Annotated in this window: 15 protein-coding genes and 2 pseudogenes; 6 read left to right on the top strand and 11 right to left on the bottom strand. The window is 36.5% G+C overall.

Annotated features, from left to right (window positions below):
* Nucleotides 1–172: 172 nt before the first annotated feature.
* The 10 genes from GM418_RS25805 to GM418_RS25845 all read right to left on the bottom strand — a co-directional run bounded on the left by GM418_RS25805 (nt 173) and on the right by GM418_RS25845 (nt 14,942).
* Complete coding sequence (locus GM418_RS25805; RefSeq protein WP_158870328.1) at nt 173–1,732, bottom strand: sulfatase-like hydrolase/transferase; 1,560 nt, start codon at nt 1,730–1,732, stop codon at nt 173–175.
* Nucleotides 1,733–1,759: 27 nt separating this feature from the next.
* A complete protein-coding gene (locus GM418_RS25810) occupies nt 1,760–3,478 on the bottom strand; it encodes a sulfatase-like hydrolase/transferase (protein ID WP_158870330.1) in 1,719 nt (572 codons plus the stop codon).
* A gap of 206 nt (nt 3,479–3,684) precedes the next feature.
* Entirely contained in the window at nt 3,685–5,061 is a 1,377-nt protein-coding gene (locus GM418_RS25815; RefSeq protein ID WP_158870332.1) for a Gfo/Idh/MocA family protein, read from the bottom strand.
* A 42-nt stretch (nt 5,062–5,103) separates the two neighbouring features.
* Nucleotides 5,104–6,120, bottom strand: coding sequence for a DUF6807 family protein (locus tag GM418_RS25820; protein WP_158870334.1), 1,017 nt, complete (start codon nt 6,118–6,120; stop codon nt 5,104–5,106).
* 62 nt (nt 6,121–6,182) lie between these two features.
* Nucleotides 6,183–6,311 carry a hypothetical protein gene (locus GM418_RS31940; protein ID WP_281350199.1) on the bottom strand — a complete coding sequence of 43 codons (129 nt, stop codon included), beginning with the start codon at nt 6,309–6,311 and terminating at the stop codon, nt 6,183–6,185.
* Between the two features lie 19 nt (nt 6,312–6,330).
* Nucleotides 6,331–7,932: a sulfatase family protein gene (locus tag GM418_RS25825; RefSeq protein ID WP_158870336.1), complete on the bottom strand. Its 1,602-nt coding sequence runs from the start codon at nt 7,930–7,932 to the stop codon at nt 6,331–6,333.
* Nucleotides 7,933–7,994: 62 nt separating this feature from the next.
* On the bottom strand, nt 7,995–9,527 hold the full coding sequence (locus GM418_RS25830) for a RagB/SusD family nutrient uptake outer membrane protein (RefSeq protein WP_158870338.1): 1,533 nt from the start codon (nt 9,525–9,527) through the stop codon (nt 7,995–7,997).
* 24 nt (nt 9,528–9,551) lie between these two features.
* On the bottom strand, nt 9,552–12,908 hold the full coding sequence (locus tag GM418_RS25835; protein ID WP_158870340.1) for a SusC/RagA family TonB-linked outer membrane protein: 3,357 nt from the start codon (nt 12,906–12,908) through the stop codon (nt 9,552–9,554).
* A 158-nt stretch (nt 12,909–13,066) separates the two neighbouring features.
* The gene (locus GM418_RS25840; RefSeq protein ID WP_158870342.1) at nt 13,067–14,116 is read right to left on the bottom strand and encodes a FecR family protein; all 1,050 of its coding nucleotides are present in this window, start codon (nt 14,114–14,116) and stop codon (nt 13,067–13,069) included.
* A gap of 220 nt (nt 14,117–14,336) precedes the next feature.
* On the bottom strand, nt 14,337–14,942 hold the full coding sequence (locus tag GM418_RS25845) for an RNA polymerase sigma-70 factor (protein ID WP_158870344.1): 606 nt from the start codon (nt 14,940–14,942) through the stop codon (nt 14,337–14,339).
* Between the two features lie 314 nt (nt 14,943–15,256).
* Here GM418_RS25845 and tnpA point away from each other — a divergent pair.
* Together tnpA and GM418_RS32175 are read left to right on the top strand one after the other, a co-directional pair.
* Nucleotides 15,257–15,690 (top strand): annotated as a pseudogene (gene tnpA, locus GM418_RS25850) (IS200/IS605 family transposase).
* 82 nt (nt 15,691–15,772) lie between these two features.
* A pseudogene (locus tag GM418_RS32175) lies at nt 15,773–15,999 on the top strand (IS982 family transposase); the annotation flags it as partial.
* Here the strand turns inward: GM418_RS32175 and GM418_RS25855 are convergent.
* Entirely contained in the window at nt 15,979–16,296 is a 318-nt protein-coding gene (locus GM418_RS25855) for a hypothetical protein (RefSeq protein WP_158870346.1), read from the bottom strand. The pseudogene GM418_RS32175 and the gene GM418_RS25855 overlap by 21 nt on opposite strands.
* Before the next feature lie 1,442 nt (nt 16,297–17,738).
* Between GM418_RS25855 and GM418_RS25860 the strand changes: the two genes are divergently transcribed.
* The 4 genes from GM418_RS25860 to GM418_RS25875 all read left to right on the top strand — a co-directional run bounded on the left by GM418_RS25860 (nt 17,739) and on the right by GM418_RS25875 (nt 24,465).
* Nucleotides 17,739–18,326, top strand: coding sequence for an RNA polymerase sigma-70 factor (locus tag GM418_RS25860; RefSeq protein WP_158870348.1), 588 nt, complete (start codon nt 17,739–17,741; stop codon nt 18,324–18,326).
* Between the two features lie 115 nt (nt 18,327–18,441).
* Nucleotides 18,442–19,431: a FecR family protein gene (locus GM418_RS25865; RefSeq protein WP_158870350.1), complete on the top strand. Its 990-nt coding sequence runs from the start codon at nt 18,442–18,444 to the stop codon at nt 19,429–19,431.
* Nucleotides 19,432–19,644: 213 nt separating this feature from the next.
* Complete coding sequence (locus GM418_RS25870) at nt 19,645–22,971, top strand: TonB-dependent receptor (protein ID WP_158870352.1); 3,327 nt, start codon at nt 19,645–19,647, stop codon at nt 22,969–22,971.
* An 18-nt stretch (nt 22,972–22,989) separates the two neighbouring features.
* Complete coding sequence (locus GM418_RS25875) at nt 22,990–24,465, top strand: RagB/SusD family nutrient uptake outer membrane protein (RefSeq protein WP_158870354.1); 1,476 nt, start codon at nt 22,990–22,992, stop codon at nt 24,463–24,465.
* Nucleotides 24,466–24,470 lie beyond the last annotated feature (5 nt).

Consider the following 24,470-nt stretch of genomic DNA (forward strand, 5'->3'; position numbering starts at 1 on the left):
ATGGGTCTTTCAATTTTTTATTCGTATTTTTCACCCTCTGACTAATATTTTTTACTGCTCGTGTCTTTATTTCAATGTATTGAATATGAGTAATATTCGCGATGTTTATTCGTTTCTGTTTTATATTTTTAAGTTCTAAATCATTTCATCGTAGGCGTTAATTTATAAGTCATCATATATTTTTTTCAACCGGCTCTGGAAGCAAATCCAGAAACCGGCAGTTTTTAGCTCTAAATTCTTTCAGCAGTTGTTTCCTCATTTTTCTTAATCTCACTTTATATTCCGGTTTAACAGCAAGATTTGTCAATTCCTCAGGATCATTTTCCAAATCATACAACTCTTCAATGTAATCTTTATAAATGTATCGTACATATTTATACTTACCTGTTTGTAACATCATCCACGCTTTTGTTCGTGTATTTCTATGCACAATAAATTTTGACCAGTCACCAGTTTTATGCGCTTTTTCCAGTTCGCTTTTAATGGTATCATTTCCGTATATCAAACCAGTGTAAAGTTGAACCATCGGCTCATTATTCCAGAAATCAGCTTCAGGCTTGTAAATTAATTCTGTTAAATCCCTGCCATCTAATTTTTGCGAAGGTTGAATATTACACATAGAATGGAAAGTTGCAATTATATCAGTTCCGTTTACAGGAATATCGCACACCTTATTTTGAGGAAAATCATTGGGTTTTACAAAAATTAGAGGTGCAAGTAAGTTGGCATCATAAGGTGCGATTTTGAGGTTATAGCCATGTTGTCCCCATGCATACCCCTGGTCAGAAGTAAAAACAACAATTGTGTTTTCAAGTTGACCGGTTTCTTCCAATGTTGTCATTATCTTTCCAATTCCTTCATCAATAGACCTGACTGCCTCGTTGTATTGTTTCACCCAACTATCAAGTGTCCTGTTTTTTTTCATTGGCTTTCCGGTAACAGGATCTTTTTTGAATGTTTCCAGATTCACCATATGTTCCGGTTTATCAGGACGTGGAGCAAAAATATCTTTTGGGTTTTTAACTTCAGGCGTATTTTCATAAGAACCAATATGCCTGTCTGCAGGGGTGTGCGGACCATGAACACCGCCATAGCACAGCCAAAAATACCAGGGTCTGTCTTTTTCTTTTGCTCTTTCTTTTAGAAATTCCAAAGTCATATCGGTATATGCGTCTGTACTGTATTTTTCAAGCTTTAATAATGTATCGCCATTAATTCTCAAGCTTTGGTCCCAATAATAATTGTGACTGTTGCCAGGCAAATAATGTTCATACACAGCCGACCAATCCCAGGTTTCTTTGTGCCGGGGTACGTTCCAGTGCCACTTTCCAATCATACCGGTATAATACCCTTGTTTCCTAAACTCAACAGGCCAGTAGGTTGTAGATTTATCATAATTATGCTGTAACATTCCTGTTAAGGCGTTTCCCCTTGAAGGCACACATTTGGCACCGGTATAACACGTGCTAAAACGCACTCCTTTCTCCGCAAGTTTATCAATGTTTGGTGTTCTGATCCAGGGGTGTGCTTCAGGATAACAGCTTAACGTTCGTATAGACTGGTCATCCGTAAAAATATAAAGGATATTGGGTTTCCTCTTTGAGTTGGCATTTGCAAATGAGGAGACGTTTACCAGTAAAAATAGTGCAATTAAGTTTCTTACTAAAAAAGAAACTCTTCTATAGCTAATGCCATATACAATTTTACCGGAACAAATTTTTAGTTTTTTCATTCAGTTTAAATTTTTATCCTCATCATTTTACTTATTCAACAAATATTTTCCATAACGCATTGTAAATTCATAACTGTCTTGTGAAGCTTCACTTGCTATTTTCCTGGCCTCATCATTTAAAATTCCCGTCTGATCAATGGCGCTCATAGCATACATTCCAACAATTTTGTTTTTATTCTTTAACTCCCGGCTTAAAGTAGGAATCGGATTAAAATCAGGTTCGACTTTAAATAGTGCCAGATTTGCAGCAATGCGCACGCTGGGTTCTGTATCTTTTATTAAAGCTTCCAGTTGCCTTTTTGCTGAGGTTATTTTATTAACTCCCAGCCATGTAGCAGCCCAATATCGCTCAGCAGGCTCTTCTGAAATTGAAGCTCCGAGTAAAACCGGGGTATTTTGTTTTTCTCCAGCCTCTATAATTCTAATTAAACGAGGATTTATATCCTTAAACTGAGGCTGTTTCATGGCTATAAATTTGTTGCCATATTTTTCTCCCAGTTCCTCCAAATAAGGTTCAGGAATTAGCCCGGGATCATTGATTTGTGTCATCCAATTGTAAAGTACTGATCTTAGCTTTTTTAATTCAGCTTGATAAGCAGGATCAAAGGCCAGATTGTGAATTTCAAAAGGGTCTTTTTCCAAATCATATAATTCTTCTGTTGGTCGTGTCGGGTTATAAAACTGCGCTTGTAATTTATTCAGCTTATTTAACGCAAAGAGTTCCCTTGTGTGTTTACTTATCTCTTTCTGATCTTTGTACTGATTGCGTTGTGCATGAGGCCTGTAACTTAGAAAATTGCGAATATATTTTAACTTCTCTGTTCGAACCGCCCGGATGATATCTGTTGTTTCATCACAACGGTCGCGGCTGGAAAAAATGTATTCCTGCTTTTGATAATTCTTAGCAAAAATATTTTTACCCTGAATGTTTTCAGGAATTTGAAGACCTGCAAAAGCCAGCGAACTGGGCAATAAATCGATGTGTTTTACCATATCATTGCGAACAGTTCCTTTAAACCTGTCATTTGGAAATTTTACAATTAGCGGTACTTTAATTCCCTCATCATAAAGAAATTGTTTACCACGCAGGTGAGAAATCCCGTGATCTGTTAACAAAAAAATAAGTGTATTTTCATATACTCCCGCTGCTTTCAGATCGGCAACAATTTGTTTTACATTCTCATCAGTGTCAAGCCACGAGCCAAGATATTCCTTCCAATCATTACGCATGATACTATCTTCAAAATAGTATGGAGGCAATTTAAAATCTTCTGTATTCGCCCTTGTTTTTCTGTTCTTTCCTCCCTTTAACTGAATTTGAGTAAAGAATGGTTTTCCTTTTGGGCAGTCCTTCCAACTTTTACCAGAATAGATAATTTTATTATCAAAGTTGTAATCTTCTTTTCCCGATTTACCGTTTATATTTTCGTTTGTTACAAAATAGCCTTCATCCTCAAAAAGTTTGCTCGCCAATGGAATTTCAGCAGGTAAAATAAAGCTTTCAACATACGCTAAATTTGTCCCTTTTCCTTTACTTCTCTGGCTGCGATGGTTATGTGCATCAATGGTATTTTGATACATGCCAGTAACCAATGCCGAACGTGAGGGTGAGCAAACAGGAGCAGTTACAAAAGCATTTTCAAAACGAACACCTTCAGCAGCCAAAGCATCAATGTTAGGTGTTTGAATTGCTTTTCCACCATAACAACTAATATGACAAGAAGCATCTTCTATTACTATCCACAAAACATTGGGGTTATTTTTAATTTCTGAAGAGCTACAGAACAGGCCTGATAAAATCATTACTAGGAGTAACAAAAACTTAATATTTATCATCCGTTTATACATTGTTAAATTATTGAAAGATAAAACTATCTGGTTACAATTATGCCCTCATCAAATTTTGCATCGAAAACCAATTAATTCTTAGATGTGGCTTGGGGTTATCTTTTTCAGACCACGTCAGGGATCACATACGGCGGACGGTAAGACCGTGTAAGCAATGCATTTGCTTCATCATCATTGACAACTATTTCCCGGTCCATATTTGCTCCCATAAATTTTAATTCACGTTGAAGACGATAGGAAATATTGGCAGTCAAAGGCAATACTGTTGAAAAGAATCCCTCATTGATGTCGCAATGCAGATCTTCGTTCTTTCCCGAACGGATAGCATCAATAAAATTTGAAAAATGGGCAGTGTTGCTCGGGCCGGTAAGGGAAATGTCTTTATTGCTTTCCGCTTTGGTTTTTGAGCCGGCAAACGGTTCTTTTTCCCTCTCCCGGTAAGCCTTCCATTTTCCACCGTCGATTTCAAGCCACCCCTCTGTTCCATAAAAAATGTTTCCAATACGAATGCCAAGGCTGGATTCTTCGTTAGAATATCGGCCCCGTGTTTCAAATTCAAGCATTGTCCCGTCTTTGTATTTAAATATAGAATTTTGGGTATTCGGGGTTTCCTGAGCACATTCTTCCGGATCAACTCCATAAAAGCCACCTGTGGAATAGATAGAAACCGGGTGTTCATTTTTGTTAAGCCCCCAACGAGCTATATCGAATTGGTGTGGCCCCTGGTTTCCGGTATCGCCGTTTCCGGTATCCCAGAACCAGTGCCAGTTGTAATGCCCTTTCTTTTCATTGTATGGCCGCCATGTTGCCGGTCCCAGCCATCGGTCGTAATGTAAAGAGGATGGGGGAGCGCTGTCTTTCGTAATTCCAAATGAATTTCTCGGTTTGATACACAGTCCGCGGGCCATGTAAACTTTGCCGATACCCCCGTCGTGGAGAAACTGAATGGCCTCCATTACCCTGGCTTTCGAACGGTTTTGAAATCCTACCTGGACACGTCTGTTATATTTGCGGGCCGCTTCAATCATTTTCCTTCCTTCCCATACATTGTGGGAAGCCGGTTTTTCCACATAAACATGTTTCCCTGCCTGACAGGCCAGGACTGTGCCCAATGCATGCCAGTGGTTTGGCGTTGCAAACGATACTGCGTCTATGTCCGGATCGGCCAATACTTTGTGCATATCCCATTCTGTTATGGGCTTTTCTCCTCCATTATCAACAACCAGTTGTGCCCGCGGCCCCCAAAATTGTTCATCCACATCGCAAAGTGTTTTTAGCCGAATGTTGTGGCTGTCTTTCAGCTTGCACCATGCCTCAATATGTGATGTTCCTCTTCCCCTGATCCCAATAACGGCCATTGTAATACGGTCGTTGGCACCGATAATTGAAGCATACGACTTTGCACTGAATCCCATGCCTCCAATGGCTATACCAGCAGCACCTATCGCACTTTTCTTAATAAAATCACGTCTTTTTGCCATTTTGTATTTCTTTTTTTATTGTCAATGTTTGTTTAATATGTTTTAGAATTTATTGGCCATTGCATTAATCTCATCATCAGTGAGTTTACCGCCAATTATAACTTTGTGTTTAAAAACAATCTGTTCGCCAGTTTCCAGAACTACTTCTACCAAATCTGCATCTTTGTCGAATTTTTGACCTCCCAGATTATTGGCGGCAAATAATCCGTAACCTCGGGCATGCGACCACGCCGGGTAGTTTATATTCTGCTTGTAATCCATAAGAACAATGGTAATAACTTCGCCATCTTTATTGGCTCGTAATGCAACCCATGGGCTTCGTTTTCCCCATACATCGTTACCTGTAATCCCATCAGCATTATGATAAACTCCACTTGCCGTTTCATTATTTATTACTGGTACTTCTGTAATGTTTCCACTGGCATCTAAAAATATTTCAGGTTTCTCCGATGGGCCTTCAAAGGCGCGGTCAAGTCTCATCCCTATTATACCTTCCTTCGATTGGTTAAATGTGACTTTTTTTACAGCTTTGAGTTTCGTGATACGTTCAATGGTTCGTAAATTTCCTTTTCCACTAAAAAGATAGGTTGTTTCTTCATTCAGCAATACATTTCCCTCGTTATCCACCCAGTCGGCAAGAGTGACCAATTTTCCTTTTTTTTGATTTTCAGAAACAATTTTCTTGAATTTAATAGAACCATACTTCTTTTTTTTCTTTGGTTTAGCAGCAAACGAATTGTTCCAAAAGTCAAGACGATTAACATTCCCAAAATTAAACCACAAACCCACATGATGGGGATGGTCGGCACGTTCATATGGCCGGGGATTCCGAGGATATCCTCGGGTAATAATTTTTCCCGAAGCTGAATAAATGGGATAAAGTGTTTGTTTTTTCATGTCGTCGGGATAGATGTAGGAGGTAAAAAATTTACCCCCTATGTACACCTCAACCTTTTTATTTTGTGGTTGGTTTTTAAACTCCACTTTCTCCGGTTTGGTAGCGAATACCATACCAATGGATAAAAAAAATCCAACTAATAATAATTTCAAAATCTTCATAAGTAAGATTTATTTAGTTTTTAATTCTTACACGTATTATATATTTTTCGTATTAGTCATTTTTATAAATCGTCTGCATTGTGTGGCCTGTCTATAGCTGTAATTCTCAGTGCTTTTATCCTTTTTTGAAAATCTTCATCAAACTCACCGGGGCCAGGAAATGCATCACTCGGTGCATGTTCTCTTTTCATGATAATATCTCTTTTTATGTTATTTAATTTTTTCCAGTTCCCACGTAGGTTTATGACTGGGCCTAAGTTTTGCCCTTTGCCTTTCACTTTTTGGTAACACTTTATTGAAAGTGGTTCCATAACCATCATACTGATGGTAAATGTAATCCTGCCACGGATCCTTATCTTCCACCCTTGGGTCTCCTGTTTCCTTTAAATGAGTCATTAGTATCATTTTCAAGCTATCTTTTACTGCTGTGTATTTCGGGTGATATGCAATATTTTCTACTTGATTAATATCCTTCACCAGATACAATTCTTCAGCAGGACGTTTCCCAAAGCACAAATCAAATTTAGACGGATAATCCTCCTGCTTCGCAAGCATAAAAGATTTTGTAGGAGAAGCATCTACATCTCCATGTGTTGTTTTATTTGATGAAATAAAATCAGGACCACCGGTTGGCCATCTATCCGGTTCAAAGTTTCTTATGTATAAATATTTGTCGGTACGAATGGCACGCATAGGATAGGTAGCTCCCCCGGGGCGGCAGTATGTGTGCCTTTCAAGAGCGGTAAAAATTTTGTTCCTATCTTGTTCTATTCTTCCACTTTTTTCTGATTCAAAAATGTTCATCAGGCTTTTACCATTCATTTGTTCCGGTATTATAATTCCAGCTGCTTCCAGAATGGTTGGAGCAAAATCAGCATGGCTCACAAAATCGCTTACGTACCGTTTAGGTTTTATTTTATCTCCCCAGCGAATTGCAAGTGGCATATGCGTGCCCCAATCGTATAAATTTACTTTTGCTCGTGGAAATGGCATTCCATTATCAGAAGTAACAATAATAATGGTGTTATCCAGTTCTCCAATTTCTTCCAATGTTTCAATCATGCTTCCCAAATGGGTGTCGAACCACATAATTTCATAGTAATAGTCAAGGATATCGGAACGAACTATTGGCACATCCGGCCAAAATTTTGGAACCTCAACTAATTTAGGTTTTAAACTGGCTTCCTTTTCTCCAACCTGATATTCATATACACGATGTGGTTCCCTGAATCCACACCAAAAAAAGAAAGGCTGCCCTTCTTTTCTTTCTTTTAAAAATTCGCTGAAATTTGCACTATAATTTATATCGCAAATCCCATTTGCAATACGTCCTTCTTTTACTTCATTGTACGTTTTTATAAATGGATCCCTTTTTTTTCCAAGAAATAAGGGATGTCCTGGATTCCAGCCTTTTCCGGTACAACCTACATGATAACCAGCACTATCAAGAATATGTGTAAAAAGAGGTAAATCAGCAGGAATTGAACTATGAAGTAATCCGGCCTGCTTTATCCTCCATATATCCTGACCACTCAAAATGGAACTACGTGATGGCGTGCAGGAAGGGCTTGTGCAAAATGAGTTGGTAAATAAGATTCCTTCTTTGGCAATACGATCAAAATAAGGTGTTTTAACCTGTGGGTCTCCGGCAATACTGGTATGTAACCACGATTGGTCATCCGAGATTACAAACAAAATATTAGGCCGCGGAGATTTGGTTTTTACTGACCTGGCGAAACCAATATTAATCTGAAAAAGATAAAACAAAGCTGGTAAAAACAGGAAATAACCTGTTGTTTTTAAAATTTTCATGAAAAGTTGGTTTGAACCTGACAGGCCGTAATATGCCTGTCAGGTATTATCATAAAATAGGTTTAATTGTAGCCCGGATTTTGTACCAGGTTTTCGTTTACATCAATCTCAGTCTGGGGAATTGGCCAAAAGTAACCTCTCTCAGGATCGTAATTCCTGTTTGGGTCTAAATCTGTTGCAATTTCGAAAACCAAATTGTTCAAATCATCCAGTTTGCTTTGATTGTAACCATCGAAGGTACCATTGTATGCTTCATCTCCAATGTCCCAACGAAAAATATCAAACAACCGCTGGCTTTCCATAGCCAATTCTTTGCGGCGTTCGTTACGGATCCTGGTTCGCATCACATCTTTTGACAAACCTGCGGGCAGACCTGGCAGCCCGACCCTTGCACGAACCTGATCAACGGCATCGTACACTTCTGTCCCCGGAGATGAACTTACTTCGTTTAACGCTTCCGCATAAAGTAACAATGCATCTGCATAGCGCATCAGGATGTAATCTGAACCGTTATACACGGAATAATCTTTATCCCAGTTTTTATATTTATCACCAATCATTGCTGTTATAGATGCAGTGGTACGACCGATGAGTGGAGTTTCCACACCATCTATCGTTCTGCTATCACCTGGTGTTAAAATAGTTACCCTGTATCTCGGATCACGGTTTAGATATGGTTTCTGAGGATCATAACCGGAATTAGGATCGTCAATGGCTGTTCCATCCTCCATTTCATATAAATTGGCTAGCTCTAAACAAATTGCAAAACGACTTGAGTTCACAATTTTTTGGTAAAAAGAACTTGGCCGGAGACTTGCAACAAACTGAATGGCAAAAATTACTTCCTTATTGGTATTTTCACTTTCTTCATAAAAAAGTTCACGGAAGTCATCAAATAATTCATACTTCTGAAGATCAATTACCGCCTTGGCTGCATCTTTAGCATCTTCAAATTCACTCATGAATATATGGGTTTTGGCCTTTAGCATTTGAGCTGCGCCGATGCTGGCGCGTCCCTTTTCAGGATCGACGGGCAAGTATTTCAGAGCTTCATCAAGGTCATTAATAATTTGCTGCTTTACGTCATCTATCGAACTTTTTGCTGGGAAAATATCGCCTGTAACTGAAGGTGCATCGGTAACAATGGGTACTTCTCCAAAAAGAAAAAGTAAATCAGAATAATACCATGCACGCATAAAATATGCGTCCCCAACATAACTATTAAACAAATCGTCGCTCACATCTTCACCGATTTCTGCGTTGATTACCAGGTTGGCCTGTGCAATACCCTGATAATTTTCGCTCCAGGTTTCTTCAAAAATACCCAAACTTGGTGTATGTGTGCCATAAGTATAAGCAATCGCATTTTTATTTTTCCTACCAAAACAATTATCAGAATATTGTTCAAGACGAAGCATTCTAAGGTCATCCATATAGGTATAAATATTAAGTGTTGCACTTCTAATCTCACTTTCACTTCTGAAAAAGTTTTGTGGATCGAGGTCACTAATTGGTGATCTATCTAAAAATTCTTCACAGGAAGACAGGCCAGCTAATCCAATAAATACAAGTATTATATTCAGTATTTTTTTCATTGTTCTTCTGTTTTAGTTTTAACATTAAATTTGTACCTGAAGTCCAAAAGTGTAAGTTTTACTTGGTGGCACAACGCCTTGTTTCGACGTATCATCAAAATCATTGGTTTCAGGATCGAGTCCTTTGAACCCGGTCAGGATAAATAAATTCCTAAAGTTAGCATAGATGCGAACGTGTTTAAGCCCAATTGAATGTAACACAGATTTTGGCAGAGTATATCCAAAAGTCAAGTCTTTTCCGCGTAAATAAGAAGCATCTTCAACATAAAAGTCCGACATACGAACCTGACTGTCAAGCGACCGTACTTTAGGATATTTTGCTGTTTGATTTTCTGGAGTCCACCTATCTAAAAGAAACGTTGGTTTATTAACTGCCAATGAACGGAACGAACTTTGCCACATTGAACCGTAAAGAATTTCTTCCATTCCCTGAACACCTTCAAGCAATAACGAAAAATCAAAATTTTTCCACCTGACACTGAGGTTTAATGAATAAATGAAATCAGGATGTGGATCGCCAATAATTTCACGGTCTTCGTCGGTGATCTCCCCATCGCCTGAAATATCTTTCGTCCAAAGGTCGCCGGCAGTAATATTTAAATCTTGTTCGGGAATCAAACCACCATCAATTTGTTCCTGTGTTGCAATTCCACCAATACGGTAGCCATAATAAGCATCGATGGGTTGTCCTTCCTGCCAAATGTAATAGTCTTTGTCACCAGGATAAACAGGGGCACCATTATTATTCAAACTGGTAATTTCATTTTTGTATCCTGAAACATTAAGATTGGCCCCTAGCTGCAATCCATTACTAAACCTTCGGTTCCATCCAAATGTGAAATCCCATCCAACATTTTGTACCTCTGCAATGTTCCTGTACGGCCCTTGCTGTACTCCAACTGTAGCAGGAATAGCAATCCGATATAAAACATCACTACTTATTTTTTTGTAAAGGTCCAGCGATACATTAAACTGTTCATACATATTCAGGTCAATACCAACATTTCCCATGGTGGTTGTTTCCCATGAGATATCAGTGTTTGCAAGCGAGCCAATACCAATTGTAGTTTCCAGTTCGTCATCCACGGGGTATGAGGTATTTTCATCAGCCACAAGCAGGTCTCTTGCGGCATAGTTATCGATATTCTGGTTTCCCAATTGTCCGTATGAAAGCCTTAGCTTTAAGTTATCTATATTGCTTGCATCTTTCATAAAATTTTCCTCTGAAATCCTCCATCCGAAAGAAGCTGATGGGAATACTCCCCACTGATTTCCTGAACTGAAACGCGAAGAGCCATCCAAACGAACATTCATTTCCAAAAGATATCGGTCGGAATAATTGTAATTCACACGGCCAAAAAATGATGATAAGGCATATTCCGTAGCACCAGCCCAGTTTGCCATCGTTGCTGAAGACCCCAGGTTCAATTCAGGTTGAAAATTGTTTAGTAATTCCTGCCTGCTGGCTCCAAACATTTTATATATATATGACTCAAACGAAGTACCTCCCAGTATCGCCAGCTCTGAGTTTTCAGTAAAATCAAAACTATAGACAGCCGTGGCTGTCCCCGTCTGTTTCATCGATTCTGACGACTCCAGCGATAATTCAGAAATCTCATATCCTTCAGTCGTTTCCCAAAAGTTATAGGTATAACGTGCAGGAGTAAATTCGTCTTGCTTATCAAAATTTCTAACTTGTGAGTATTCAACAGTGATATCCAAATTCTTCACCAATGAAAGCTTAGTTCCCAGCAAGCCAACTACCTGATTTTGCGTGGTTTTATCATGTGCTCCCAAGGCAAGTGTTGGTGCTTCTGAATTATACATGTCATTTGGGAAATAGTATCCATACCATCCAGGCACATGCCATCTGTTTGAACCTGAATCGTATTCATTTCTATAATAAAAAAGCTTGGAATAGAATCTTATTCTGTCGTCCAGCAATGAAGCATCGTAATTCATTTTTATATTGTACGTTTCAGCTTCGTTACCAATCAATATACCTTCCTGGTTGGTGTAACCAATTCCTACCCGGCCATAGCTGTTTTCTCCTCCACCTTCAACACTTAAATAGTGTTTCTGTAAGGGAGCAGCACGGAAGGACATTTTTTTGTAATCTACATTTTGATAATAACCATTGGCGTGAAAATCAGCCAGTTCAGCTTCAGAAAGGTTGTTTGGGAAATTAATGTCATCAACATAAATGGCATTTTGCAATTTGGTTAAATCATCGTCTGAAAAATAAAGAGAGATTCCATCATTGGCCAGCGCTTCGTTGTACAACATGGCATGCTCGTAAGCGTTCATCATATCAGGAATATTGGTGACTTGCTGAATACCGTAATAACTATTGTAATTTATACTGGTTGGTTGGTTCTTTCTGCTGTCTTTTGTGGTAATCAGAATTACCCCGTTGGCAGCCCGGCTCCCATAGATAGCAGCAGAAGCAGCGTCCTTCAATATTGAAATGTTTTCAATATCCATAGGGTCTACGCTGTTTATATCCATCTCTACCCCATCAACGAGTACCAATGGATTTTGTCCCGCATTCAATGTCCCAATTCCACGTATTTTAATACTTGAATTGTCTTCTCCTGCCAGACCTGAATTTTGTCGAATGGTGACCCCTGATGTTTTTCCCTGCAAAGCACTGCTGGTATTCGTAACAGCAGAACTTTGCAAGGTTTCAGTGTCTACCTGGGAAATCGATCCGGTCAGATTAATTTTCTTTTGGGAACCATAGCCAACTGCCACAACTTCTTCTATTCCAATAGCATCTATGTGCATTACAACATCGATCTGCGGTTGATTGTCTACTTTAACTTCTTGCGTTTTCATTCCTACAAAAGAGAATAATAATGTAGCGTCTTTAGGTATGTTGGAAATTGAATATTCTCCATCGGCATTGGTCACCGTTCCCTGAATAGTACCTTTTACTACTACTGTTACTCCGGGAAGAGCTATCCCGTCTCTATCCGATACCTTACCCTTTACTGATAAATTTTCCTGTTGAGAGTTTACTTTTAAAACAATTAAATTGCCTCCAACTATTTCATACGAAATATTTGAATCAGCAAATAGTCCCTTCAGCATTGATTCTATGTCTGCATCTTTTGTAGAGAATTCAATTTTTTTGTTTATATCCTTAAAATCAGCATTATAAAAGAACCTGAAATTGCTGTTGCTCTCAATAAACTCAAAAGCATCGCTGATTGTTTTGCCTTTTAATTCCAATCCCAGTTTTGCATCCTGAGAATAAACAGAAGCATTTAAACTACTTATTAGGGTAAAACACAAAAGGATTGTTAGTCTCATAATTAATAAAAACTTTTTCAGCCTTACCTGAGCGGGCAAAGCACGGTTAATTAATTTTTTTTTCATAAATTTGATTTGTTAAAGATTTGATATTTAATGCCATAAGTTTTGATAGACTGGCATTATCAAAGTTGAATCATTTAATAGGGAAACAGACCTGCAAATTTGTTTCCCTTTTTGTTTTATTGCATAAGCATCAGTTTTAGTTAGACATTTGATTATGTTTATTGTAGTTGTTTTTCGTATTCGTTCATTCTTTCACTATTCACCATAAGTGTTACCACATTCCCATCGATACTGTAATCAAAAGGAGCTGATAATTTAATCGCATCCAACACTTGCTGTAATGTTTCATCATCGAGTGTTCCTGTAAATTTGTAATTTTGAATCTTATCAGATTTACATTGAAACTTTACATTAAATTTCCGTTCAAGCTCTATCAGTATTTCTGAAAGCTTTTTTGCATTAAAAACCAATTTATTATTCTTCCACGCGATATCTGGTATAGGATCTATTTTTTCCTGTATTATCAATTTGGCTGAAGCAGCCATTTCAAATTCTTTTCTACTATCAGATTCATTATCAGGAATATCTTCCACTTCCACTTTACTTCTTTTTTTTACCAAAACGGCCTTTTGATTTGGGAGTAAATAAATATTTTCAGAAAATTTATATGCATTTGCCTCACTTTCCAATTTAACCTTTCCTTCAATCAGAGTGGTTTCAATCACTTCATCATCTTTGTATGCTTTTACATTGAATTGAGTCCCTAATGCAGTTATTTTCAGGTCCAATGCATTTACAACAAATGGAAGTTCCTTATTCTTACTAACGTCAAAGAAACCTTCACCGGTTAGAGAAAGGTTACGATTAGTAACATTAAAATCAGTTGAATAGCGCAATTTACTACCTGCGTTTAGCCACACCTTTGAACTATCGGGTAAAACAACCTCAGATCTTGCGCCATAAGGGGCTACTACTTCACAATACTGTTGTTTTATTTGTTCTTTTTTGAGTGCCTGCCTGAAAACTAAAAATGAAGCCAGTCCGCCAAACAGAAATACAATGATCAACACTGCCGCAACTTGTAATAATTTTTTTAAGGGAACTATTTTTTGATGTGAATCAATTCTGCTTTCAACGTGTATTTTGCCTCTTATTTTTTCATATAATACTTCATAGTTAAGATTACGGGAGTCGGTACTAATTAACGTATTTAGTTCTCCATCCATCCATTCTTTTACCTGTTCTCTGTCTCTTAATTGCTCATCCAATTTTCTTAAGTCAGATAATCTATATTGACCAGATTCTATTTTGTCTACTAAATTCTTAAACTCCTGAAAGGTCATAATTCATTTGTATGTATATAAGTAGTACAACAACCCCGGGCGAACTACTCATAAGAAATGCAAAATAATTTATAGCTTTTACCAGATGCCTAATAAATTGACCTACCTAACTAAAAGGATAACTATGAGAGTAACTAAAAAATAGTTACGATGATTGTCTGTAGTCAGCAGACAAGTTAACGATTAAAAAAAGAAAAAGTATATCTCCGCTCAATTTACTTTTAATAAACTTACCAGCCCGGTAAATCTGATTCTCAACTGTTCGAATAGAAATATTAAATTTTTTAGCAATTTCAGAATGTGGTGTTCCGTCTAATCTACTAAGTTGGAAAATTTTACGCTGTTTATCAGGGAGTTGGGAAATAATTTGGTCAATTGTTTCTTTGAGTTCTTTAAAATAAATTTTATCTTCAATATCGTTCTCAGAATTTATATCATTATGCGTAAGATAATATTGATATTTACGCTCAACTACTTTCCTTTTTAAATGATTATAGACTTTATTAACTGCTATCTGAAAAAGATAGCTTTTCACTGATTTATCAATTTGCAGATTTTTACGGTTTTCCCAAACGCTCAAAAAAACATCCTGAATTATCTCTTCAGCTTCAGTAGTCTCTTTAAGATACTGTGATATGAACTTAAGAAGTTGCTGACAATACAAATCATATAGTTTTTTAAATGCATCAACGTCATCGGATTTTATTCTTTCTGTCAGCTGGTTTTCATCATATTTTGTTTGTCTTCCCAAGTTTAGGCAGATTTAAGGTGGTAAACAAAATTATAATTTTTTATCACTATTATCCGACAAAAGTAGGGATTTCAAATCTTATTTTCTGTAACACCTTGTTTATGGGCATTTAATTTTTTGTTTCAAAACGCCCCCTTAAATCAGGTTTAACTGAAGTTGACATAGAGGTTCCCTCGACTTTATATGCGCGGCTGTTACATCGGTAATTCTATCATATCGAGAATGCTAATCAGTTTTATTTTCCAGTTAATGGTTAAAACCCTGCAATTTCATTGCAGCAACTTTAGTTTCTACAAATTTCATAGATTTACAGTATGGTCGATAATCGAAGGACAAGCCATAGTGTAAGTAAACTATCTGTTCATCTTGTCTGGGTAACGAAGTATCGTAATCATGTTTTACAAGGCGATATCCAACAACGAACGCGTGATTTGAAAATTCAGATTTGTAATAGTGAGAATGTTCAAATCTTAAAGGGAGTTGTGAGCAAGGATCATATTCATGTTCACGTTGAATACCCTCCATCTTTAAGTGTGAGTAATTTGGTAAAGAAGTTAAAAGGTCGCACATCTCGTATTCTTCAAATCGAATTTTCTCAACTGAAACAGAAATATTGGGGCGTCATTTCTGGGCAGTTGGTTATGGTGCATGGAGAACAGGTCAAATAACAGATGAAATGGTACAAGATTATCTTGAACATCATCGGGAAAAGCCGAATACTGAAAAGGGGAATTGGATATTTGAGTAAAATAGAAAAATTTCATTTTTCCTTTTTTTGAACCTATGGATTTCTAATTCATAGTGGTTGAGTTTTTGCAGGATTTACAAGCATTGGCAATTTGTTGAAAGAGATAGAACACACTGAACCACAAAACCGGAAGATTTCGGATGCAGAAGTAATTACAACAACCGTTATCTCTGCTCTTTATTTCTCAGGTAACCCCCAAAGGCTATTTGTTTTATGCGCTCGGTGAACTTAATACCTAATATGCTCTCTAAAAGCCGTTTCAACAGGAGGTTGCACATGATAAGGGATTTAATCGCTGACCTTTTCTTTATGAAACTGTACAAAATAGTCTATATATGTCTGCATGTAATCTGAATATTTTTTATCAATACTACCCAGTTGATCAATGGCTGAACCGAGAAAGCTAAAATCATATCCGTATTTTGCTTTGTCTGTTAAGTAATAAACCAGCTTATCTGATCTCTGTATTACGGCGTCAGCAAACAAAGATGCGTATGGTACCTGCCTTTTCTCTGTTTGGCTATTTTGAGCTTGTGTTGAGCAATCATTAAACAGAAATATTATTAGTAATAGGGGGCACAATTTTAATTTACTACTATTTTTCATTTTTAATTTTTTGGGATGCTTTCCTCCTGAAAAAGAGTTTACATATGATGTTTTCTAAAAATATGAGAAACGCCGTTTTTAGCCTCTTGATATTTTTGCGTTTTTATTGCTGAAGATAAAAATACAAAGTAGCTAATAATTCGATGGGGCAGGTTATACCAGTTTGCGGGTATTTCAAAAGGAAATATTCACAAACACTACATTTTATGAGATTGAAGGATATTTTTTATTCAAACCGGAATCTGTATGGATGCTTTAACCAACTTTATCCCTTTCAAAAGGTCTTATCGAAAATGGTTGCCTGAACGCGTATTGCTATAAGATTAAAAACTTAAAACGGCCTAAACTTTTAACGGTCTGTTTTATAATGTAAAAGACACACCCACTATAATATTTGGTGTTCTTTTTTCTTCGTGAAGAAAAGTACTAATTTTTCAACAAAAATCAAATGTTACTCAAGATTGCCTATTGCTTTCAATGCTTATACAATTGGTAGCAGCAATTGCCTCGGTTGACTTAATCTGAAAAATGTGTTACAATGTTTCCTGGATATTGATTTCATCCGGTTTTGTTTTGATGGACCTTAGACGTTTGTTCGGGTTTTCGACTTTGTTCTGGGAAACCCGGCTGATTTCAAAATGAAGAAATAAACAGTTGGAATGGTGTTTTAATCTTAGTATTAATCAAATAATTCTCCGAGGCTTTGCCTCGGGGTTACCTTATATTCTCTCCTGATTGTTCAAATACCTTTAAGAATAACCAAATGTTAGTATAATACATATCAATTGAGTTATTCGGGGATACAATAATTGTAAATCGACCTACATTTTATTAAACTGAAAATACCTATTAAATTAAATGTGAAATTTTGTTCCATTTTTAGAAATGATGCCTCAACGTTTTTATATGCAGTGAACTGTAAGAGGACTAGGTTAAAAATGATCTAATCTATTGATATACAGATATTATTAAAATAATACCTGAAGCTTTTTATGGAATTAAAAATCAATTAGTTGCAGTATTTGAATTTTGTGGCTCTTTTTGTTTGTGTATAAATTTTTTTCTTTTCCTCAGATAAAAAACAGTCTGGCCGTGTGATATCCTTACAAAACAGTTACAACAGAAAATGTATAAGTAGCTAAAATTTATGCTAATAAAAGATGGCGTACTTACCAGGTGTTGTCGGCAGAATTGGTCTCGAAAGAGAAAATCAGGAAACATTTGAAGTATCAGGAAAGGCAACAATGCTTCAATTTCTGACCACTTATTGATGCTTTTCTTTAATCCTAAATTGTTGGAATATAGTTTTTTATTGTTGTGTGATTATAATATATTGTTGATTTTCTAGGCACAGAGAATTTTACAATTTTGTTTATTTTTTACAAGAATCGGCTTCCTTAAAATCTAAAAATGTTTAAAATTGTAGTTAAAACTAAATCTGGATGAATTCTTTGTCAAACGACGTAATTACTTTATTAAACCAAAAGCAAAAAGCTGCCTTTGAAGTAATTTTTAATTTATATTATCCTCGTCTGGTTTGTTTTGCACAAGAATATGTTTCGTTTGAAGTGGCGCGAAACCTTGTTCAGGACGCTTTTCTTTCTTTTTGGGAAAAGAATCCTCATGTTATAAGTGAATCCCAGTTGCAAAGTTATTTATATACCACGGTAAAAAACAGTTGTATTTCACGTTTAAGACATGAGAAGATTAAAAAGAAATTTGTTGAAGAGTCTGAACGTAAAATCCAAAAGCATTTGTATATATCGGCTTTGGAAAATTTGGATACCTCAACTATCGCTTTTCAGGAAATAGAAACGATAATTGAAAGAACGCTTGCAGAATTACCCCCCCGTTGTCGGGAGGTATTTATTTTAAGTCGTTTTGAAGGCAAAAAGAATCATGAAGTAGCCGGAGAGTTAAATATTTCACAAAAGGCAGTAGAGGCTCAAATAACCAAAGCGCTGAAGATATTCAGGGTTGCCCTAAAGGATTTCCTTCCGATTGTTGCTTATTTGCTGTATATCAGGTAGATAGAGTTAGGTGTCTTTTGTTGGCTATATTCTGCCATCATAAAATCAGAAAAATCTTTGGTTCCGGGATAGGGTGTATGTAATGTGATGCGTTTTACTATATAGATACGGAAAAATGAAGAAAGAAGAAATTATAAAAAATATTATAAAAAGTAAATCTTCACTGCATTCCAGTGAGTTTTTATCCTGGGTTCAAAAATCGGAGGAAAATAGAAAGGAATTTATACGTTATAAAAATCTTTGGGCTTTGTTAAAAAGCGGCAATGAATTGGACCGTAAATACATAAATGACGATTTTATTTTACTCAAAAGACGAATGAAAGAATCCGGGACTGGATTTAAAGTCAGGGAACTAATTAAATATGCCGCAATAATTGTTTTAGCTTTAATCGGAGGATATCTAATACATTCGATACCGAAGTCCGGTGAAGTATTCATGAACGAAGTATCTGTTCCAAAAGGGAACCGGAGTTCAATTGTTTTACCGGATGGTAGTGAGGTCTGGTTAACCAATGGCTCAAAACTGATTTATCCTGAAGTTTTTAATGATAAAATAAGAAACGTGAAGCTGGAAGGTGAGGCGTATTTTAAAATTTCTCATGATGCTTCGAAGCCTTTTACAGTTGATCTTGGGGAGCAACAGATAAAAGTATTGGGAACTGAATTCTCTGTCTTGGCCTATCCCGATGATAATATTGTTCAGGTGGACTTAATTACAGGAAAAGTACAACTCGACGTGTTTGAAGAGATAGGCTCCGATAAATATAAATCCTACCAGTTAAAACCTTCGTATAGTTTAGTTTTAGATAAAACATCCGGGAGTTTAAAAAACTACAAGATCCCGGATAGCTTTTACAAATATTGGCAACAGGGGATTTATGAATTTAAAAATGAGTCTTTCGTCAGTCTTGCTAAAAAGATCGACCGCATATATGGTATTAAAGTTATTTTTGAAGACAATACTTTAAAGGGATGTACCTTCACAGGAGCTTTCTTTTTAGATTCTAATATTTACACAATTATAGAAACTTTCAGGCGAGCTTCCTCTATCCCGTTTGAATATACAATTGACAACAACCAAATTTATTTAAAACGTGAAAAATAAATAGCTTATGTGAAAACTAAATGAACTAAAAAGAAGAGAAATGCCGCCAGCATTTCCCTTCATTATCGGAAACATTCCAGTGTTTCCTTTTTAAAAATCAATAAAAAAGCCACTGGCTTAATTATCGAACTTAAACATTTCAAATGTATGAAAAAAATTAAAACCAATAATGGGAATAAGAGAGTTTCCCATTTAACTAAGCTTTTGAGAGTTATGAAAATAACGTGTTTGTTTCTGATGATTGCCCTCGTTCAGGTTTCAGCCTCGACATATTCACAATCTGCAAGGCTGACCTTCAATTTAAAGAATGTGAAACTATCGGAAGTTTTTGATCAAATTGAAAAAAATTCAGAATTTCGATTTTTCTACGATTCAGGAGATTTCGATCTTACTCAAAATGTCACTATCAGTGCCGATGATTCAAAAATTGAAGAAATATTGAATGGTGTATTCAAAAATCTGGATATCTCATATGAAATTTTTGACCGCTATATTATTGTAAAAACGAAAGGTAGGGAAAGCAGCTTTGTGAAAAATATTTTGCAGCAGCAACAAAAAACAATTTCAGGGAAGGTAACCGATTCTTCCGGTGCTCCCGTTCCCGGTGTAACTGTAGTTGTTAGCGGAACATCAAATGGTACGGTAACGGGGGCCGATGGAGAATATTCAATAATGAACATTCAACCTGAAGACAAACTGATATTCTCTTTTGTTGGGATGAAGACACAGGAAATTATTGTCGGAACTCAATCAACAATCGATATAACGATGGTGGTCGATGCCATTGGAATTGAAGAAGTAATTGCAATAGGATATGGTACTATGAAAAAGAATGATTTGACTGGTTCCATTTCTACCGTTGATGAAAGTAAAATAACACAACGTTCAGTTACTACAATTGGAGAGGGACTTCAGGGACAGGTTGCTGGTGTTCAGATAACTCAGCCAAATGGTCATCCTGGAGCAAGTCCAGTGATTAGAATTCGAGGTGTGAATTCAATCCAATATGGAAATGATCCGTTATGGGTAGTCGATGGCTTTCCTCTAAGTTCAGGATGGTCCTATATAAATCCAAATGAGATTGAAACAATAACAGTTCTTAAAGATGCATCAGCAACAGCAATATATGGTGCAAACGGAGCAAATGGCGTAATAATAGTTACTACAAAAAAAGGAAAAGCCGGGAAAACCAAAATTAGTTTTGATACTTATTGTGGTGTTCAGAATGTTACAAACATGTATGATATGATGAATGCAAAAGAATGGGCAACTGCACAACGAACCTTTTGGGAACGTTTTAGAAATGGCGCATATTTAAGCCGTGCTTTTCCTCAGGAAGAGATTGATCAAATGGGAGAAGGAACAAATTGGCAGGAAGAAATATTCAGGACAGGTATTATCCAGAATCATAATTTGTCAATTTCAGGGGCAAATGAAAAAACCAATTTTTTTGTGTCCGGAAATTTTTTAAATCATGAAGGCATTGTTATTAATTCAAAATTTCATAAAGGTAATTTCAGTATTAATTTAGAACATAAGGCAAATGATAAATTTAGTTTTGGAACAAGTATAAAAACAGCATATGAACATAAACAGGGAATAAGCAGCCTTAATGTTGTTTATGGTGCACTTATCATGGCTCCAACATCACCTGTTAAAAATGAAGATGGAACATACTTTTCTCAAAATGACCAATGGATCGAAAGAGGTATTATGGCGCGTATCAATAGGGAAAATCCTGTTATGATGGCATACGAACAAATTGGTAATTCTGATAATACCCATATATTTACTAACCTTTTTGGCTCTTATCAGATAACAAATGGATTAACAGCTAAAGTTAGTTTAGGAGGTGATATAAATTATTACAGGGTGAATCATTATACACCTTCTTATTTCTATAGTGAAAGTGCTTCTCATGGGAGCGCCGACGCCTCTGCATCTCAAACTTTCAACTGGGTGAATGAAAATACGTTAACTTACATTAAAACATTTAATGATATTCATTCATTAAATATTGTCGGTGGTATTACTGCTCAACAGCAAAAAAGTGAAATTTTAGCTGCATCTGCTACTGATTTTTATACTGACATTACTCAATATTATGACTTGAGTATTGGAGCAGAACCAGGAATTCCATCAACTTCATACAGCGAGTGGACAATGGTCTCGTTACTCGGAAGGGTAAATTATAATTATGCTGATAGATATTTTGTAACAGCATCCGCCAGATATGATGGATCCAGCCGTTTTGGTTCAAATAATCGTTTTGCATTTTTCCCGTCAGGTGCTTTGGCGTGGAGAGTCAGTCAGGAAGATTTTTTAAAAGATACTGATTGGCTGGCCAATTTAAAGTTGAGGTTAAGTTATGGAAAAACCGGTAATCAGGCAATACCTTTATATCAGAATATTCTCCCTTATAATAAAATTACTTCTTATCCATTTGGTTCAAATATTACCACAGCAGTAGGTCCGGGTTCTTTGGTTAATCCTGATCTGAAGTGGGAAGCAACCGATCAATACAATGCAGGTATTGATTTGGGGATTTTTAATAATAAATTAAGCTTTACTGCAGATTATTATTACAAAAAAACAAAGGACTTGTTATTCAATGTTTCGGTACCTCGTCAGGGAGGGTATAGTACAGTACTTAAAAATATTGGTAGTGTCGAGAATAAAGGTTTTGAATTTGGAGTAAATGCCAACCTTGGAAAGGGAGACTTTAGTTGGAACGGTTCGGGGAATATTTCTTTTAACAGGAATAAAGTTTTAGAACTTGCTGAATCTGACCGCTTTTTTGGTCCCAATATCGGATGGAGATATATTAGTCGAAATGGCGGCGCTGCTACTATAATAATGGAAGGCGAACCTCTGGGTGTGTTCTGGGGAAATATTTTTGATGGATTATGGCAAACGGAAGAGGAATTCCAGACAGGACATATGGCTACAAACACAAACGTTGGTCCCGGATTTGAAAATTACAGAGATATTGATGGCAATGGAATCTTTGAGGAAGGTGTGGACGAAACTATAATCGGCGATCCTCATCCTGACTTCGTGTTTGATGTAAGCAATTCATTTAATTATAAACATTTTGATTTAAGTTTCAATATTTATGGTGTGGTTGGCAATGATATTTTTAATGCTAATTTGATTGAGTTAACATCGCAGGTTAATGTCGATAATGCACTTAAAGCATATATTAACAACTGGGATGGAGTAGGTACTTCAAACAAATATTTTAAAAATGACCGGCCAACCGGACGATCTGGGGTTTTTCCGAATAGAGCTTCTACACAATATATTGAAGACGGTACTTTTGTACGACTTCAAAATTTGACCTTTGGATATAATGTGCCAGTTAGAGTTATTCAGAAATTAAGAGTATATGTGTCAGCAGACAACTTGGTTACATTAACCAAATATTCAGGTTTTAATCCTGAAGTAAGTTCCTTGACCTCGGATATGGCTGCAGGTATTGATGCTGGCACCTATCCGGTTGCAAAGACTGTAAGACTGGGTGTTCAAATAGATTTATAATACAAAAAATATAAAAAAATGAAAAAATATAGTTTTTTAATTATAGTCTTCTCTTTGCTTCTTTCTTCATGTGAAGGATTCTTAGAGGTAGATCCCAAAAACAAAATAAGTAGCGAAAATTTCTTTCAAACTGAGGCAGATGCAGAGGCATGCATATCAGGAATATACTCCGTTCTAAGGGGACATTATAATTTTAATGTATTTTATTTTGGTGATATTTCAACAGAAATAGCTAATAATGGCGAAACTCAGGCCAATTTAGATAATGGAGTTTATACTTCTGCTGACGAAAGATTCAGAAGTTTTTGGGCACAAATGTATAGAGTAATTAATTATGCAAATGGTGCAATAAAAAATGTCCCATCTATTAATATGGACTCCGATTTGAAGGAAAGATATATAGCAGAAGCGCACTTTTTAAGGGCCCTCGCTTATTTTGAACTCGTTCGTGCATTTGGAGGTGTCCCTAAAATTATAGAACCAACTATAGATGAATCTAATAATTTATTACCAAGATCAACTACAGAGGAAATTTATACACTTATTTTTGAAGATTTGAAATATTGTGAGGATATTTTGCCGACAACTTATAGTTCTTCTGATAAAGGCCGTCCTACCTCTGGTGCTGCTAAAGCTTTAATGGCTAAAGCATATTTGCAAAAAGGTGACTTCGAAAATACCCGTTTAAAAACATTGGAAGTTATCGGGTCAGGAACATATAAACTATGCGATTATCTAGGCGACGTATTTAATGTTGAAAAGGAAAATGGAATTGAGCATATTTTTTCAATTCAATTTTTAGGGGGTACTAATGAAAGTATGGGGAGTTCGATAAGTAATTCATTTGCTTCCAGAAATGTTGAAATTAATCCAAATAATATTGCATCCGGAGCTGCTGTTGCGACAGAAGATGCATTTTATAATTCTATTCCCGATCATTTCAGAAAAAGGTTAACGATTGTATCTGAATTCCCTTCATTGTATTATCCTGAAATAACTGCTGTAGGCGTTGCCGGTGCAGGTCCATGTTGTATGAAATACTGGGATCCTTTGTACAGAACAAGAACAGGCGGTGATGATGCAAACTGGATGGTTATACGTTATGCTGATGTATTATTGATGTACGCTGAAGCAGAAAATGAGATTAATGGTCCCACGGTATCAGCTTATGAAGCAATCAATGAAATCAGGAAAAGGGCACGTGATGAGAATCAGAATAATATTGATGATCCGGAAGAAATTGCTGAATTACCAGACTTATCTGGATTAAGTAAGGATGAATTCAGGCGGGCTGTTTGGAATGAGCGTGATATGGAACTTTGTTTTGAAGGGCATCATCGATGGGATTTAATCCGTACAGGAAGATTTGTAGAAGTTCTTAATGCAAGTGGTATAGCTTCACAAGTGAGTGAAACAAATATACTTTTCCCTATACCTCACTTGGAGATTTTGGCAAATCCTAACCTTGAGCAGAATCCCGGATACTCCGATTAGAATTT

The organism is Maribellus comscasis, assembly GCF_009762775.1.
GTDB lineage: Bacteria > Bacteroidota > Bacteroidia > Bacteroidales > Prolixibacteraceae > Draconibacterium > Draconibacterium comscasis.

Coding starts and splice junctions, on each gene's coding strand:
- GM418_RS25805 (WP_158870328.1), bottom strand. CDS start 1,732: ATGAAAAAACTAAAAATTTGTTCCGGTAAAATTGTATATGGCATTAGC.
- GM418_RS25815 (WP_158870332.1), bottom strand. CDS start 5,061: ATGGCAAAAAGACGTGATTTTATTAAGAAAAGTGCGATAGGTGCTGCT.
- GM418_RS25820 (WP_158870334.1), bottom strand. CDS start 6,120: ATGAAGATTTTGAAATTATTATTAGTTGGATTTTTTTTATCCATTGGT.
- GM418_RS31940 (WP_281350199.1), bottom strand. CDS start 6,311: ATGAAAAGAGAACATGCACCGAGTGATGCATTTCCTGGCCCCGGTGAG.
- GM418_RS25825 (WP_158870336.1), bottom strand. CDS start 7,932: ATGAAAATTTTAAAAACAACAGGTTATTTCCTGTTTTTACCAGCTTTG.
- GM418_RS25830 (WP_158870338.1), bottom strand. CDS start 9,527: ATGAAAAAAATACTGAATATAATACTTGTATTTATTGGATTAGCTGGC.
- GM418_RS25835 (WP_158870340.1), bottom strand. CDS start 12,908: ATGAAAAAAAAATTAATTAACCGTGCTTTGCCCGCTCAGGTAAGGCTG.
- GM418_RS25855 (WP_158870346.1), bottom strand. CDS start 16,296: ATGAAAAATAGTAGTAAATTAAAATTGTGCCCCCTATTACTAATAATA.
- GM418_RS25860 (WP_158870348.1), top strand. CDS start 17,739: ATGAATTCTTTGTCAAACGACGTAATTACTTTATTAAACCAAAAGCAA.
- GM418_RS25865 (WP_158870350.1), top strand. CDS start 18,442: ATGAAGAAAGAAGAAATTATAAAAAATATTATAAAAAGTAAATCTTCA.
- GM418_RS25870 (WP_158870352.1), top strand. CDS start 19,645: ATGAAAATAACGTGTTTGTTTCTGATGATTGCCCTCGTTCAGGTTTCA.
- GM418_RS25875 (WP_158870354.1), top strand. CDS start 22,990: ATGAAAAAATATAGTTTTTTAATTATAGTCTTCTCTTTGCTTCTTTCT.